Origin of the sequence: Streptomyces ortus, from assembly GCF_026341275.1 — a bacterium.
In the GTDB taxonomy this organism is placed as follows: Bacteria; Actinomycetota; Actinomycetes; order Streptomycetales; family Streptomycetaceae; genus Streptomyces; species Streptomyces ortus.
Map to the genome: position 1 here is coordinate 5,977,781 of NZ_JAIFZO010000002.1, position 15,388 is coordinate 5,993,168.

A 15,388-nucleotide genomic window follows, 5' to 3' on the forward strand; every position below is an offset into this window, starting at 1 on the left:
TCTCCGCGCCCCTGAAGGCCGCAGGTTGCGCTGTTCCCCGCGCTCGTAAGGGCAGGCGATTCCGCAGTCCTCCCGCCCCTGGAGGGGAGGGTTGTGGCGTTTGGTGTGGGCGGTCCTCTCTTTGGGGGCGTGTCACGTGGTGGGGGGTCTCTTGCGGGCGCGGGGAGGTGTCCGTTTGGGTGGCTTTGGTGCGAGTCGGCGTTGTGGGGGGCGTGTGCGCTGATAGCCGTGGTTCATGCTGCGCACCCCCACCACCACCCCCCACAGCGCCGGGACGCCGGCCGCGACGGCCCCTCGACAGCGACGGCAGCGGCGGCAGCGGCGGTTCACGACCGCGTTCCTTGCCTCCGCCGCCTCCGTCTGCCTCATCGCCGCGAGCGCCCCCGCACCGTCCCCGCTCGGGATCGGCGACCGCCTCTTCCCGCACCTGGGCAACCCCGGGTACGACGTGACGGCGTACGACCTGGCCTTCACCTACTCCGGGGACAACACCAAGCCGCTGCCGGCCGTCACGGTCATCGAGGCCCGTACGACGGACTGGCTGGAGCAGTTCAATCTTGACTACTCGCACGGAACAGTGCGGTCGGTCGAGGTGGACGGCGAGCCCGCGCAGTTCCGGAGCGCCGGCGAGGACCTGGTCGTCACGCCCGCCGAAACGCTGCCGCCCGGCATCCCGATGCGCGTCACCGTGCACCACGACAGCAACCCCGTCTCCACGAAGGACCAGCAGAGCGGCTGGGTGCAGACGAAGGACGGCCTCGCGATGGCCAACCAGGCCGACGCCGGGCACCGCGTCTTCCCCAGCAACGACCATCCCTCGGACAAAGCGATGTTCACCATCCGGGTCACCGTCCCCGACGGCTACACGGCCGTCGCCAACGGCTTCCCCGTAGGGACGACCCGCCGGGCTGCGGGCAGCACCTGGACCTACCGCACCGAACACCCCATGGCCACCGAACTGGCCCAGGTGTCCATCGGCCGCTCCTCCGTAGTGCGCAGAAACGGCCCCGACGGTCTCCCCGTACGCGACGTGGTCCCCACGAAGGACCGCGAGCTGCTGGAGCCGTGGCTCAAGAAGACCCCCGACCAGATCGCCTGGATGCAGGAGAAGGTCGGCGACTACCCCTTCGAGACGTACGGGCTGCTCATCGCCGAGGCACGTACCGGCTTCGAACTGGAGACGCAGACGCTCTCCCTCTTCGAGAGGGAACTCTTCGCCCGGTCCGAGTACCCGAAGTGGTACGTCGAGTCGATCATGGTGCACGAACTGGCCCACCAGTGGTTCGGCGACAGCGTCTCCCCGCGCACCTGGTCCGATCTGTGGCTCAACGAAGGACACGCGACCTGGTACGAGGCTCTTTTCGCCGAGGAGAAGGCGGACCGGCCCATGGAGGCCCGGATGAAGGCCGCCTACGGGTCGTCCGACACCTGGCGCAGGGCCGGCGGACCGCCCGCCGCCCCCAAGGAGGCCGAGCCGGGCGAGAAGCTCAGTATCTTCCGTCCGAACGTCTACGACGGCAGCGCGCTCGTCCTGTACGCGCTGCGCGAGGAGATCGGCCGCCCCGCCTTCGAGCGGCTTGAGCGCACCTGGGTGAGGACCCACCACGACGGTGTCGCCGACACGGCGGACTTCGAGCGCCTGGCCACCGGCATCGCGGGCCGCGATCTGAGCGGCTTCTTCAAGGAGTGGCTCTACGCCGAGAAGACCCCACCCATGCCCGGGCACCCCGACTGGAAGAGCGCGGCGCCCGCCGCGAAAACCGCGAAACGCGCCGGGTGACCCCTTCGAAGCCCGCCCGGCGATTCCCGCCGGGCATGCCTCGCGGCCACCGGGAAGCGCCCGGTGACTCCCGCCGGGCGTGCCCCGTAGCCGCCGGGAATTCGAGTGACGAGACGGGGCGTACCGTGCGAACATCTTCACGTCGACGACGCTTCAGGTCGGCGGCACGGCCCTCCGGCCCGGGTCGGGAATCTCCCGGCGGCCCCGGACGTTGTGCCGTGTGACGGGCGAGGAGTCCGTCACCCCGGTAACCCATCGACGTAAGGACCCAATGACCTCCTCTTCTTCCCCTTCTCAGGACACGCAGAGCCTCGCGCAGAAGCACCCCGCGCAGAACCACCCCGACGGTCTTCGGGCCGATGCCCTGATGGAAGAGGACGTCGCCTGGAGCCACGAGATCGACGGAGAGCGGGACGGCGACCAGTTCGACCGCTCCGAGCGTGCGGCCCTGCGCCGCGTCGCGGGCCTCTCCACCGAGCTCGAGGACGTCACCGAGGTCGAGTACCGACAGCTCCGTCTGGAGCGCGTCGTACTCGTCGGTGTGTGGACCTCGGGGACCGCGACCGACGCGGACAACTCACTGGCCGAGCTGGCCGCCCTCGCGGAGACCGCGGGAGCGCTCGTGCTCGACGGTGTCATCCAGCGCCGGGACAAGCCGGACGCGGCCACCTACATCGGTTCCGGCAAGGCCAACGAGCTGCGCGACATCGTGCTCGAAACCGGTGCGGACACGGTCATCTGCGACGGTGAACTGTCGCCGGGCCAGCTCATCCACCTCGAAGACGTCGTCAAGGTCAAGGTCATCGACCGGACGGCCCTGATCCTCGACATCTTCGCCCAGCACGCCAAGTCCCGGGAGGGCAAGGCGCAGGTCGCCCTCGCGCAGATGCAGTACATGCTGCCGAGGCTCCGCGGCTGGGGTCAGTCGCTGTCCCGCCAGATGGGCGGCGGCGCGGGCGGCGGCCTCGCCACCCGTGGTCCCGGTGAGACCAAGATCGAGACCGACCGGCGCCGTATCCGCGAGAAGATGGCGAAGATGCGCCGGGAGATCGCGGACATGAAGACCGGCCGCGACATCAAGCGCCAGGAGCGCCGCCGGAACAAGGTGCCCTCGGTCGCGATCGCGGGCTACACGAACGCCGGCAAGTCCTCCCTGCTCAACCGCCTCACGGGCGCGGGCGTACTCGTCGAGAACTCGCTGTTCGCGACCCTCGACCCGACCGTGCGCCGGGCCGAGACCCCGAGCGGGCGGCTGTACACGCTGGCGGACACCGTCGGCTTCGTACGGCATCTGCCGCACCACCTCGTCGAGGCGTTCCGCTCCACGATGGAGGAGGTCGGCGACTCCGACCTGATCCTGCACGTGGTGGACGGTTCGCATCCGGCGCCGGAGGAGCAGTTGGCCGCCGTGCGCGAGGTCGTCCGTGACGTGGGCGCCACCAAGGTGCCCGAGATCGTGGTGATCAACAAGGCGGACGCGGCGGACCCGCTGGTGCTCCAACGGCTGATGCGCAACGAGAAGCGCTCCATCGCGGTCTCGGCCCGTACGGGCCAGGGCATCGCGGAGCTGCTCGCGCTCATCGACGTCGAACTGCCGCACCCCTCGGTCGAGCTGGAGGCCCTCGTGCCCTACACGCTCGGCCGGCTGGTGGCCCGCGCCCACGCCGACGGCGAGGTCCTCTCCGAGGAGCACACCCCGGAGGGCACCCTGCTGAAGGTGAGGGTGCACGAGGAACTGGCGGCGGAGCTGGCTCCGTACGTTCCGGCGCCCGTGGCCTGACCTCCGTACAACGCCCAAAGGCCCGCCCCCTCCAGCAGGGGGCGGGCCTTTCGCCGTTCCGCGTATGCGTAGTTCCGCGTATGCGTAGTTCTGCGTTCGCGTTCGCATGACGTGAGGTGCGGGCAGGTACGGCGGCTACTTGGCGCCGTACTCCTCGCTCATGTTGTCGTAGATGGCCTTGGCGCCCTTGCCCAGTTGCGGACCGGCCAGCCAGGTGCTGTCGGACGGGCCGATCGAGGTGTTCGAGACGAGCACGGTCTTGCCGTCGGCCACGCGGAACCAGCCGCCGCCGGACGAACCACCGGTCATGGTGCACCCGATGCGGTACATGGTCGGCAGCCCCGGGCCGAGCGAGAGCCGGCCCGGCCGGTCGACGCACTTGTGCATGATCAGCCCGTCGAAGGGTGCCGCCGCCGGGTAGCCCCAGGCCCCCATTGCGCCCGCCCTGGCGGCGACGGGCGTGGAGAAGTCGACGTCCAGCGCGTTGCCGACCGTCTCCTCAAGGGACTTGTCGCCGGACTCGGGCTTCACGTGCAGCACCGCGTAGTCGTACGGGGCACCCGCGCCGCCCGACTCCGAGCCGCCCGCGATCCATTCGTCGGAGGTCGAGGCCCAGTCCGCCCAGAACTGGCCGTACGGGGCGATCTCCTGCTGCGTGGCATTGCCCAGCTGGGCCTCGGACTTGCCCAGGTCGTTGTAGGCGGGCACGAAGGCGATGTTGCGGTACCAGCCACCGCCGCCGCCGGCGTGCACACAGTGGCCCGCGGTCCACACGAGGTTGGACTTGCCGGGATGGCGTGGATCCGTGACGACCGTGCCCGAGCAGACCATCGAACCCTCGGGGGAGTCGAAGAAGACCTTCCCGACCGGCGCGGCGTTCTCGTGGTACGGCGTCTTCTCGCGCGTCGCCGTGACCGGCGCGGGCGCCGGGTCGCTGACACCCTGCTCGGCCGCCGCGTCGTTCGTGGAGAGCGTCTTCTGCGGGTCCTCGGCCGCCGTCATCCGCTCGGGCTTCCAGAGGTCCTCGATCACCGGGTTGACGAAGTCCTGGGCCTCACTGAGCCACTTGTCCCTGTCCCAGTTCTTCCACTCGCCGTCCTTCCAGTCGTCGACATCGATGCCGTGCTCCTTGAGCCGGTCGGCGATGTCGGCCGGAATCTTGATCTTGTCGGAACCGGAGGTCTCGGAACCCGTGGCGGCCGGCCTGTCGGCGGCCTTGTCGTCCCCCGAGTCGCAGGCGGTGCCGGTGAGGGCCAGGGCCGCGGCGAGTCCGGCGGCGGCGAGGACGCGGCGCCGTCCGCGACGTGCCGCGTAGGAGGGACGTGTGGGACGCATGGTGTGGTTACCCCCGATAGAACGTGTATTTCCGACCTGCGGGGCAGGCGGCTGCGGGTCAGGCACCGGCGAATCGGGCACCTGTGGGTCCAGCCCTGGCCCCAGGAGAGGCCCACCCTGCCGCCGTCCGTCCCGGGCCGCTACCGCTGTGCCGCGTACTTCTTGCTCACCGCGTCGTAGATCCCCTTGGCCTCCGTGCCCAGGTGCGGACCCGCCAGCCAGCCCGCGGTCACCGGGCCGATCGAGGTGTTGGAGACCAGCGCGGGCTCACCGTCCGAGCCCGTCGCGACCCAGCCGCCGCCCGAGGAACCGCCGGTCATGGTGCACCCGATGCGGTACATCGTCGGATTGGACTTGACGAGCGAGAGCCGGCCCGGCTTGTCCGTGCACTGGTACATGGTCTCCCCGTCGAACGGCTTCGCCGCCGGGTAACCGGTCGCGGTGATGTCCCCGACCTCGGACACGGCGGGAGCGTTGAAGTCGACCGGGAGGGCCGAACCGACGGTCTCCTCCAAGGACTTGCCGTCGCCACCCTTCTCCGGCGTCACATGGATGACGGCGAAGTCGTACGAGGCACCCTCGCCGCCCGTCGGGCCGCCCTGCTCGATCCACTGGTCCGAGGTCTGCGCCCAGTTGCCCCACCAGACACCGTACGGAGCGACCTGCTCCTTGGTGGCGTTCGCGTTCTCGCCCGCCGACAGCGCGCTGTTGTTGTACGAGGGCACGAAGGCGATGTTGCGGTACCAGCCGCCCTTGGCACCCGCGTGCACACAGTGGCCCGCCGTCCAGACGAGGTTGGACTTGCCCGGGTGGGCGGGGTCCTCGACCACGGTCGCCGAGCAGACCATGGTGCCCTCGGGGGAGTCGAAGAACACCTTGCCCGCCTCGGGCACGTTCTCGTGGTACGCCGCCGGGACGGCCTGCGCCTCCACCGGCGCCGGCTCGGGGTCGGTCACACCCTGGTCACCGGAGAGGTCGTTCTCGTCGACCCCCTTGCCCTGGTCCGGGTCCTCGGCCTCGCGCATACGGTCCGGGTCCCACAGGTCCGCGATGATCGGGTTGATGTAGTCGCCGGCCTCGCGCAACCAGTCGTCCCGGTCCCAGTCCTTCCAGGCCCCGTCCTTCCACTTGTCCATGTCGATGCCGTGCTCTTTGAGCCGGTCCTTGATGTCGTCCGGGATCTGGATCTTGCCGTCACCGGCCGCGGCGGCGGACGTCTCGGCAGCCGCGTCGGCGTCCGTACCGGAGTCACAGGCGGTGGTGGTCAGAGCCAGCGCGGTGGCCATGCCGACCGCGGCGAGCACGGGGGAGATTCTGCGGCGCGGGCTCCTCCCTGGACGGGCGGTGAAGAGCGGGCGTATCGGTCGCATGGTGTGAACTCCCCCTGGAGGTGAACGAACTGCTCTGTGCTGCCACCCCGGACCCCGCACGGATCCGGGGACCCGTACGTACCCGACGTGGACCGTGGGTGCTGATCAGCGAGGATCGCCGAACGGCACCACAGACTATGCCGTTGCTGTGGGGGACTTCCGACGGGCCCGCAACGGTTCCGTCACGGCGAGGATCTTCGGCCCGCCGCTGCCCCGCCGTTGCCCCGCGCGGTTCTTGTCGTTGGTACGTACGGGGGACGTTCCGGCTGCGTTCATTCCCCCTGCCGCCTCCCATCGGGCGGACCGGCGACGCGCCTCCGCACAGCGTGGCGTGAGCGGCGTGAACAGCGTGAACAGCGTGAGGACGGCAGACGTGGCTGTGACGGAGTCTGCGCCCGAGACGGCGCCCGCGACCCAGGAAGCGGCGGGGGCGCGCACGATGCATGAAGCGGCGGGGGCGCACGCGGTGCAGGAGAACGCGAGGGCGCGCACGGCGCGCGACACCGCGACCGTGCACACGATGAACGAGAACGCGACGGCGCGCACGGCGCGCACGGCGCAAGAGGGCATCCTGCGGCGGCAGTCGGCGCGCGAGTCCGCGGCACGCACCTACGCGCGCGCCCTGCCGATCGTCCCCGTCCGGGCGCGCGGGCTGACCATCGAGGGCGCCGACGGGAGCCGCTATCTCGACTGCCTCTCCGGCGCGGGCACACTGGCCCTTGGCCACAACCACCCGGTCGTCCTGGAGGCCATCCGGAAGGTCCTCGACTCGGGAGCCCCGCTGCACGTCCTGGACCTGGCCACGCCCGTCAAGGACGCCTTCACCACCGAGCTGTTCCGCACCCTGCCGCCCGGTCTCGCCGACCGCGCGCGGGTGCAGTTCTGCGGCCCCGCGGGCACGGACGCCGTGGAGGCGGCGCTGAAACTGGTGCGCACCGCGACCGGACGCAGCGGGATCCTCGCCTTCACGGGCGCCTACCACGGGATGACGGAGGGGGCGCTCGCGGCATCCGGAGGCGCTCCCGACGTACGAGTCACGCGCCTGCCCTATCCGCAGGACTACCGCTGCCCGTTCGGCGTCGGCGGCGAGCACGGGGCCGAACTCGCCGCCCGCTGGACGCAGTCCCTCCTCGACGACACGAAATCCGGGGTGCCGAACCCCGCCGGAATGATCCTCGAACCGGTGCAGGGCGAGGGCGGGGTGATCCCGGCCCGCGACGACTGGATGCGGTGGATACGGGAGATCACCGCGGCGCGCTCCATTCCACTGATCGCCGACGAGGTGCAGACCGGGGTCGGCCGGACCGGCACCTTCTGGGCGGTCGGGCACAGCGGCGTCACACCCGACGTGATGGTCCTGTCCAAGGCCATCGGCGGCAGCCTGCCGCTGGCCGTCGTCGTCTACCGCGACGACCTCGACGTATGGGAACCGGGCGCCCACGCCGGCACGTTCCGGGGCAACCAGCTCGCCATGGCGGCGGGCGCCGCGACCCTCGCGTACGTCCGCGAGAACGGACTCGCCGAGCGCGCCGCCGCACTGGGCGACCGCATGATCGGCCGACTCCGCGCTCTGGAGGCCGACTTCGGCTGCGTCGGGGAGGTGCGCGGCCGGGGGCTGATGATCGGCGTCGAGTTCGTGGATCCCGAGAGGCCCTCCACGACCCCCGGCGGGCCTCCTCCCGCCGCGCCCGCGCCGGCCGCCGCCGTCCAGCGGGCGTGCCTGAGACGCGGACTGATCGTGGAACTGGGTGGCAGGGACTCCAGCGTGGTGCGTCTGCTTCCACCGCTCACGATCACGGACGAGCAGGCGACCGCGGTACTGGACCGGCTCGCGGACGCGGTGGCGGAGGTGGCGGCGGAGCCGGCGCACTCCTGGTGACCGCCACACGGCAGCACCGAGCAGCACCTCCCACCTCACCACCCCGAACCACTCCAAGGAACCTCTTTGAACGCCACGCCCGCATCCGACGGACGCCCCCAGCCCCACGAGCGAGCAACCTGCCGCCCACAGGTCCCGCTCGGGCCGGGGGCCGAAGCGGTCCCCCGGCAGAAGGGAGGGGCCAGGAAGTCCGAAGGACTGTACGGCGCCCACACCGATCTGCTGGAACACCCCGACCCGCACACCGCCGCCCAGGCCGCGGCCGTGGAGAACCTGCTGCGCTGCTGGGTACGCGAGCACGACCTCCCCGCTCCGGTCGACGGCACCCTGCGCATCCCCCTTCCCGCCAGTGGCACGGCCCTCGTCGTCCCGGTCCAGTACTGGTCCCCCACGGGCTGGCACCGACTGGGCCCGCCTCACCTGGCCAGCGCCCCCGACGAGGCACCTCCCACCGACGCCGTCACGCTCGCGGCCCTGCTGGGCCGCGAGATCCCGACGCGCGAAACGCCGATGTACGGCACGCCGACGCACGGGACTCCGGCCGTACCGGGTGCGACCGCCGTCGAGGGAAGCGCGTACGGCGCCGCCGCGGCGGCGGTCGCCGGGTTCCGGGTACCGGTCGACGACGGTGACCTGGTCGGCCGGGTCGCGGACTCCCTGCGACGGACCGTCGTCTTCATCGCGGACCGCAGGGCGAACCCCGCCGACGGCTCCGACCTCTTCCTCTCCGCCGAACAGTCACTACTGCTCGGCCATCCGCTCCACCCCACCCCGAAGAGCCGCGACGGCCTCTCTGTCGCCGAGAACCGGCTCTACTCGCCGGAGTTGAGGGGCTCCTTCGCGCTGCACTGGATGGCCGTAGCCCCCTCCGTGCTCGCCACCGACTCGGCGTGGACCGAGCGGGGCCGACCTGTGGCGGCCGGACAGCTCACGGCCCGGCTCGCCGGTACTGGACTGCGACTGCCCGAGGGGTACGCCGCGCTGCCGATGCACCCCTGGCAGCTTCGAGAAGTCCACCGGCGCCCGGACACCGCGAACCTCCTGACCGCCGGTCTGCTCCGCGACCTCGGCCCCCATGGCTCCCCATGGCACCCGACCTCCTCCGTCCGCACCCTCTACCGCTCCGGTGCCCCCGCGATGCTGAAGCTGTCGCTGGGCCTGCGCATCACCAACTCCCGCAGGGAGAACCTCCGCAAGGAATTCCACCGCGGGGTGGAGGTCCACCGCCTGCTGCGGGCCGGCCTCGCCGAACAGTGGCAGGCGGCCCACCCCGGCTTCGACATCGTGCGCGACCCCGCGTGGCTCGCGGTGAACGAATCCGACGGCACCCCGGTGACCGGCCTCGACGTGATGATCCGCCACAATCCGTTCACGCCGACCGACGATGTCTCCTGTATCGCGGGGCTCGTCTCGCCCAGGCCCGGCGGCACGCCCCCCGGACAGCGGCACCCCGAGCCGGCCCGGTCCGTGAGCCGCTCCCGGCTCACCGAGATCGTCACCCGGCTCGCCGGACGCACGGGCCGACCGCGCGGAGCGGTCGCCGCCGAGTGGTTCCTGCGCTACCTCGAACACGTCGTCCGCCCGGTCCTCTGGCTCGACAGCGAAGCGGGCATCGCGCTGGAGGCACACCAGCAGAACACCCTGCTCCTGCTGGACCAGGACGGCTGGCCCAGGGGTGGCCGCTACCGCGACAACCAGGGCTACTACTTCCGCGAGTCCCGCCGCGCGGAGCTGAGCAAGCGGCTGCCCGGCATCGGCGAGCACAGCGACACCTTCGTCTCCGACGAGGTCACCGACGAACGGTTCGCCTACTACCTCGCCATCAACAACGTGCTCGGTCTCATCGGCGCCTTCGGCTCCCAACGTCTCGCCGATGAACGGCTGTTGCTGGCCGCCTTCCGTCGCTTCCTCACCAACGTCGCCTCCGGCCCGGGCCGCCTGCCGCGAACCACCCTGCCCGCCCTTCTGCTCGACTCTCCCGTCCTGCGCTGCAAGGCGAATCTGCTGACCCGGCTGCACGGCCTCGACGAACTCGTCGGCCCGGTCGACACCCAGTCCGTCTACGTCACCATCGCCAACCCCCTGCGCTCCTGGCGAACATGACCCACTCCGTCACATGACCCACTCCGTCTCCGTCTCCTGAGAGGAGCGTCGCCGTGCCTCCCCCCGACGCCAGCAGCCCGGGCAACGCGGACACCCTCGACCTGCGTCTGCCGGACGACTTCCTCGCGCTCTTCACCAAGGACGTCCACCCCTTCACCCCCGCAGGTGAGGACCTGCTCGACCGTGTCGGTGACTGGGGGCCGACGGCCACCTCCGCGGGCGCCTTCCACCTCGTCCCCGTACGCCTCGACCGTGACCTTCCGCTGATCGGGCGCTGGATGAACGACCCCGCGGTGGCCGCCTTCTGGGAACTCTCCGGGCCCGGTACGGCGACCGAGGACCATCTGCGCGCCCAGCTCGACGGCGACGGACGCAGCGTCCCCTGTCTCGGCATGCTGAACGGCACCCCGATGAGCTACTGGGAGATCTACCGCGCCGATCTCGACCCGCTGGCCCGCCATTACCCGGCCCGCCTGCACGACACCGGTATCCACCTCCTCATCGGCGGCGTCGCCCATCGCGGGCGGGGACTCGGCACGGTCCTCCTCCGTGCTGTCTCCGACCTCGTCCTCGACCGTCGTCCCTCCTGCGCACGCGTGGTCGCGGAGCCCGACCTTCGCAACACCCCCTCCGTGGCCGCCTTCCTGGGCGCCGGCTTCCGGTTCTCCGCCGAGGTCGAGCTGCCCGACAAGAAGGCAGCCCTCATGGTCCGAGACCGGGCCCTGCGCGCTCTGTTGTAGATCCGTCACTTGCAGTAACGAAACACGTCCCGATCAGGTTCCCAGTCGAGGAGTCCCTGTGCCGAACCCGTCCGCCGCCCCGGCTCCCGGAGAGCCCTCAGATCTCTACGACCCGCCGGAACTGAGCCAGGAGAGATGGGAGGCGGCGGGGCGCCGCCTGCTCGCGAAGATGATCGGTGAGTTCGCGCACGAGGAGATCCTGCTGCCGGAACCGGCTGCGCACCGCGGCGGCGGTACGGCGGCAGCCGGCGTTCCCATCAGAGGAGACGATTCGCCTCCCGGCACAGAGGCTCAGGGACCGCCCGCCTCGCCGCCCACCTCGCCCCCCGCCCTCAGGCCCCAGGCCGCGCCCTCCATCGAGCCCGAACCGGCCGGCCCCGCCCTCGACGGCGAACGCTCCTACACACTCCGTCTCGACGCCGGTGGCATCCTTGCTTTCCGCGCCCGCCGTGGGGCGTACGACAGCTGGCGGGTCGACCCGTCATCACTCACGCTGACCGAAGCGACCGGGACAACCGCGGCACCTGCCGCCGAACGCGCCGCCTGGACCGTACTCGCAGCCGAAGCCGAGTCCTCCCCGCACCAGCGGCCCTACACCGACCCCCTCGACTTCCTCACGCGCGCGCGTGCCGTGCTCCACCTCGACGGCGCCACCCTCGGCCACGTTATCCGAGAGCTGTCCACCACCCTCGCCGCGGACGCCCGGCTGGACCACACCGCACTCCCGGCCGCCCGCCTCGCCGATCTCGGATACGCGGAGCTGGAGGGCCACCAGACGGGCCACCCCTGGATCGTCCTCAACAAGGGGCGGCTCGGCTTCTCCGCGACCGACGCCGCCCAGTGGGCGCCCGAGGGCCGAAGGGCCACCGTCCTGCCCTGGATCGCCGTCCACACCTCGCTCGCCACCTACCGGGGCGTCCGGGGCCTGGACAGCGCCGATCAGCTCTACGCGCGCGAGCTCGACCCGGCTGTCCGCAAGTCGTACGACACCGCACTGCGCACACGGGGGCTCACTCCGGAGTCGTACCTCTATCTGCCCGTGCATCCCTGGCAGTGGAACGACGTCGTGCTGCCGCTCTTCGCGCCCTCCGTCGCCGCCGGAGCCATCGTCCCCCTGCCCCCGGACGGCGATCTCCGTCTGCCCCAGCAGTCGATCCGTACGTTCCTGAACACCTCACGTCCGGACCGGCACACCGTGAAGCTGTCGCTGTCCGTCCTCAACACCCTTGTGTGGCGCGGGCTCCCGACGGAACGGACGCTCGCCGCCCCCGCGGTCACGGCCTGGATGCACGGGCTGCGGGACACCGATCCCTTCCTGCACGACACCTGCGGGGTGATCCTGCTGGGCGAGGTCGCGTCCGTGACGGTCGGGCACCCGGTCTACGACGCGCTGCCGGAAGTCCCGTACCAGTACAGGGAACTGCTCGGCGCGATCTGGCGCGAGCCGCTCTCCCGCCATCTCGCACCCGGCGAACGCGCCCGTACGCTCGCCGCCCTGCTGCACACCGACCCCGAGGGCCGTGCCTTCGCGGCGGAGCTCGTCGACCGCTCGGGCCTCGACCCGCGCAGCTGGCTGCGCCGCCTGTTCGCCGCGCTGCTGCCGCCCCTGCTGCACTTCCTCTACCGCTACGGCACGGTGTTCAGCCCGCACGGCGAGAACGCGATCGTCGTCTTCGACGACCACGACGTACCCGTGCGGCTCGCGGTGAAGGACTTCGTGGACGACGTGAACGTGAGCGCCGAGCGCCTCCCCGAGCACGCCTCGATGCCCGACGACGTACGGGCGGTGCTGCTCACCGAACCGGCCGCCTTCCTCACCCAGTTCATCCACTCCGGGCTCTTCGTCGGCGTCTTCCGCTATCTGGCCCCGCTGTGCCAGGAGCAACTGGGTGTCCGTGAGGACGAGTTCTGGTCACTCGTCCGGGCGGAGATCATCCGGCACCACCAGCTCTTTCCCGAGCTCAAGGAACGCTACGAAACGTTCGACCTGCTCACTCCCCGTATCGAGCGGCTCTGCCTCAACCGCAACCGGCTGCACCTCGACGGTTACCGGGACCGGCCGCGGCGCCCGCACGCCGCCGTGCACGGCACCGTCCCGAACCCCCTCCACCGGTCGTGATCACCCGCGCCGCCGTGGCCCGGGTACGCGTCCTGATCACATCCCCCTCCACCGCCGCGATCACCCGGTTGTCAGTGCCGACCCGTAGGGTGGGCTGGCTATGACAGAGCCCTCACTCCCCGAACTCCTGCACGCCGCCGTCACAGCCGTCGGCGGTACGGAGCGCCCCGGCCAGGTGACCATGGCCGAATCCGTCGCGCAGGCCATCGACGACGGTTCCCATCTGCTGGTCCAGGCGGGCACCGGCACCGGTAAGTCCCTCGGCTACCTGGTTCCCGCGCTGGCGCACGGGGAGCGGGTCGTCGTGGCGACCGCCACTCTGGCGCTCCAGCGGCAGCTCGTGGAGCGGGACCTGCCACGCACGGTGGACGCCCTGCATCCGCTGCTGCGCCGCCGCCCCGAATTCGCGATGCTCAAGGGCCGGTCGAACTACCTGTGCCTGCACCGTCTCCACGAAGGGGCGCCGCAGGACGAGGAGGAGGGCCTCTTCGACCAGTTCGAGGCGGCGGCGCCCACCAGCAAGCTGGGCCAGGACCTGCTGCGGCTGCGGGAGTGGTCGGACGAGACCGAGACGGGGGACCGGGACAACCTCACCCCCGGTGTCTCGGACCGTGCCTGGTCACAGATCTCCGTCTCCTCCAGGGAGTGCCTCGGCGCCTCGAAGTGCGCCTACGGAGCGGAGTGTTTCGCCGAGGCGGCCCGTGAGCGCGCCAAGCTCGCCGATGTCGTCGTCACCAACCACGCCCTCCTTGCGATCGACGCCATCGAAGGCGCTCCCGTCCTCCCGCAGCACGAGGTGCTGATCGTCGACGAGGCCCATGAGCTGGTCTCCCGGGTCACCGGGGTCGCGACCGGCGAGCTCACCCCGGGCCAGGTCAACCGCGCTGTCCGCCGGGCGGCGAAACTGGTGAACGAGAAGGCGGCCGATCAGCTCCAGACGGCGGCCGAGGGCTTCGAGCGGCTGATGGAGCTGGCCCTGCCCGGCCGCCTCGAAGAGATCCCGGAAGACCTCGGGTACGCGCTGATGGCCCTGCGGGACGCCGCCCGCACGGTGATCTCGGGGATCGGGGCGACCCGCGACAAGTCCGTCACCGACGAGGACGCGGTCCGCAAGCAGGCCCTCGCCTCCGTGGAGAGCGTCCACGACGTGGCGGAGCGCATCACGAACGGCTCCGAGTGGGACGTCGTCTGGTACGAGCGGCACGACCGTTTCGGGGCTTCCCTGCGGGTCGCGCCGATGTCCGTGGCGGGCCTGCTGCGCGAGAAGCTCTTCACGGACCGCTCCGTCGTCCTGGCCTCGGCCACACTGAAGCTCGGCGGGGACTTCAACGGCGTGGGAGCCTCGCTCGGCCTGTCCCCGGAAGGCGTCCAGGGGGACGACATCCCGCTCTGGAAGGGCCTCGACGTGGGCTCGCCCTTCGACTACGGCAGACAGGGCATCCTGTACGTCGCGAAACACCTGGCCAGACCCGCCCGGGACAGCGACCGCGGGGACATGCTCGACGAGCTCACCGAGCTGATCCAGGCGGCCGGCGGCCGTACGCTCGGCCTGTTCTCCTCCATGCGGGCCGCCCAGCTCGCCGCGGAGGAACTGCGCTCCCGCATCCCGGAGTTCCCCATTTTGTTGCAGGGCGAGGAGACGCTCGGCGAGCTGATCAAGAACTTCGCCGCGGACCCGAAGACCTGTCTGTTCGGCACGCTCTCGCTCTGGCAGGGCGTGGACGTCCCGGGCCCCAGCTGTCAGCTGGTCGTCATGGACAAGATCCCCTTCCCGCGCCCCGACGACCCGCTGATGAGCGCCCGGCAGAAGGCGGTCGAGGACGCCGGCGGGAACGGCTTCATGGCCGTCGCGGCCACGCACGCGGCCCTGCTCATGGCCCAGGGCGCCGGCCGCCTCGTACGGGCGACGGAGGACCGGGGTGTGGTGGCCGTGCTCGACCAGCGGCTCGCCACCGCGCGCTACGGCAGCTACCTCAAGGCGTCGCTGCCCGACTTCTGGTACACGACGGACCGTAACCAGGCGCGGCGGTCGCTGGCCGCCATCGACGAGAAGGCCCGCAAGGCCGAGGCGGCTCAGGAGGATGGTGCGGCTCAGGAGGCCGGGGCGGTCGAGGAGGCCTGAACGGTCACAGGGGCTGCTTTCTTCCGGCTCGGGTGAGAGCCGGAAGAAAGCAGCCCCTGTGACGTGCGCAGCGGTCCGGCGCAGGGCCCCGCGGGGAAGGTGTGCGGGAAACGGGGACAGCACAGGGCCCCGGAACCGGCGCAGAGGTCCCGGGGCCCGG

General features: G+C 71.1%; 9 protein-coding genes. 7 read left to right on the forward strand and 2 right to left on the reverse strand.

The window, feature by feature from the left end; translation table 11 throughout:
• Positions 1 to 235 precede the first annotated feature (235 nt).
• The gene (locus K3769_RS29725; RefSeq protein ID WP_267029331.1) at positions 236 to 1,780 is read left to right on the forward strand and encodes a M1 family metallopeptidase; all 1,545 of its coding nucleotides are present in this window, start codon (positions 236 to 238) and stop codon (positions 1,778 to 1,780) included.
• A 271-nt stretch (positions 1,781 to 2,051) separates the two neighbouring features.
• Positions 2,052 to 3,560, forward strand: a complete 1,509-nt coding sequence (gene hflX / locus K3769_RS29730; RefSeq protein ID WP_267029332.1) for a GTPase HflX — start codon at positions 2,052 to 2,054, stop codon at positions 3,558 to 3,560.
• Positions 3,561 to 3,695: 135 nt separating this feature from the next.
• Here the strand turns inward: hflX and K3769_RS29735 are convergent, their stop codons facing one another.
• Both K3769_RS29735 and K3769_RS29740 read right to left on the reverse strand, forming a co-directional pair.
• On the reverse strand, positions 3,696 to 4,895 hold the full coding sequence (locus tag K3769_RS29735; protein ID WP_267029333.1) for a trypsin-like serine peptidase: 1,200 nt from the start codon (positions 4,893 to 4,895) through the stop codon (positions 3,696 to 3,698).
• A 140-nt stretch (positions 4,896 to 5,035) separates the two neighbouring features.
• A complete protein-coding gene (locus K3769_RS29740) occupies positions 5,036 to 6,265 on the reverse strand; it encodes a trypsin-like serine peptidase (protein WP_267029334.1) in 1,230 nt (409 codons plus the stop codon).
• Positions 6,266 to 6,785: 520 nt separating this feature from the next.
• Between K3769_RS29740 and K3769_RS29745 the strand changes: the two genes are divergently transcribed.
• The 5 genes from K3769_RS29745 to K3769_RS29765 all read left to right on the forward strand — a co-directional run bounded on the left by K3769_RS29745 (position 6,786) and on the right by K3769_RS29765 (position 15,228).
• Entirely contained in the window at positions 6,786 to 8,144 is a 1,359-nt protein-coding gene (locus K3769_RS29745) for a diaminobutyrate--2-oxoglutarate transaminase family protein (RefSeq protein ID WP_267031603.1), read from the forward strand.
• A 66-nt stretch (positions 8,145 to 8,210) separates the two neighbouring features.
• Positions 8,211 to 10,247, forward strand: a complete 2,037-nt coding sequence (locus K3769_RS29750; protein ID WP_372515066.1) for an IucA/IucC family protein — start codon at positions 8,211 to 8,213, stop codon at positions 10,245 to 10,247.
• Between the two features lie 53 nt (positions 10,248 to 10,300).
• Entirely contained in the window at positions 10,301 to 10,987 is a 687-nt protein-coding gene (locus K3769_RS29755; protein ID WP_267029335.1) for a GNAT family N-acetyltransferase, read from the forward strand.
• Between the two features lie 58 nt (positions 10,988 to 11,045).
• Positions 11,046 to 13,106: an IucA/IucC family protein gene (locus tag K3769_RS29760; protein WP_267029336.1), complete on the forward strand. Its 2,061-nt coding sequence runs from the start codon at positions 11,046 to 11,048 to the stop codon at positions 13,104 to 13,106.
• 100 nt (positions 13,107 to 13,206) lie between these two features.
• Positions 13,207 to 15,228, forward strand: a complete 2,022-nt coding sequence (locus K3769_RS29765) for an ATP-dependent DNA helicase (protein ID WP_267029337.1) — start codon at positions 13,207 to 13,209, stop codon at positions 15,226 to 15,228.
• Positions 15,229 to 15,388 lie beyond the last annotated feature (160 nt).

Bases quoted from the DNA above. Each gene is read 5' to 3' on its own strand.
- hflX (WP_267029332.1), top strand. From the start codon at position 2,052: ATGACCTCCTCTTCTTCCCCTTCTCAGGACACGCAGAGCCTCGCGCAG.
- K3769_RS29740 (WP_267029334.1), bottom strand. From the start codon at position 6,265: ATGCGACCGATACGCCCGCTCTTCACCGCCCGTCCAGGGAGGAGCCCG.
- K3769_RS29765 (WP_267029337.1), top strand. From the start codon at position 13,207: ATGACAGAGCCCTCACTCCCCGAACTCCTGCACGCCGCCGTCACAGCC.
- K3769_RS29735 (WP_267029333.1), bottom strand. From the start codon at position 4,895: ATGCGTCCCACACGTCCCTCCTACGCGGCACGTCGCGGACGGCGCCGC.
- K3769_RS29725 (WP_267029331.1), top strand. From the start codon at position 236: ATGCTGCGCACCCCCACCACCACCCCCCACAGCGCCGGGACGCCGGCC.
- K3769_RS29745 (WP_267031603.1), top strand. From the start codon at position 6,786: ATGAACGAGAACGCGACGGCGCGCACGGCGCGCACGGCGCAAGAGGGC.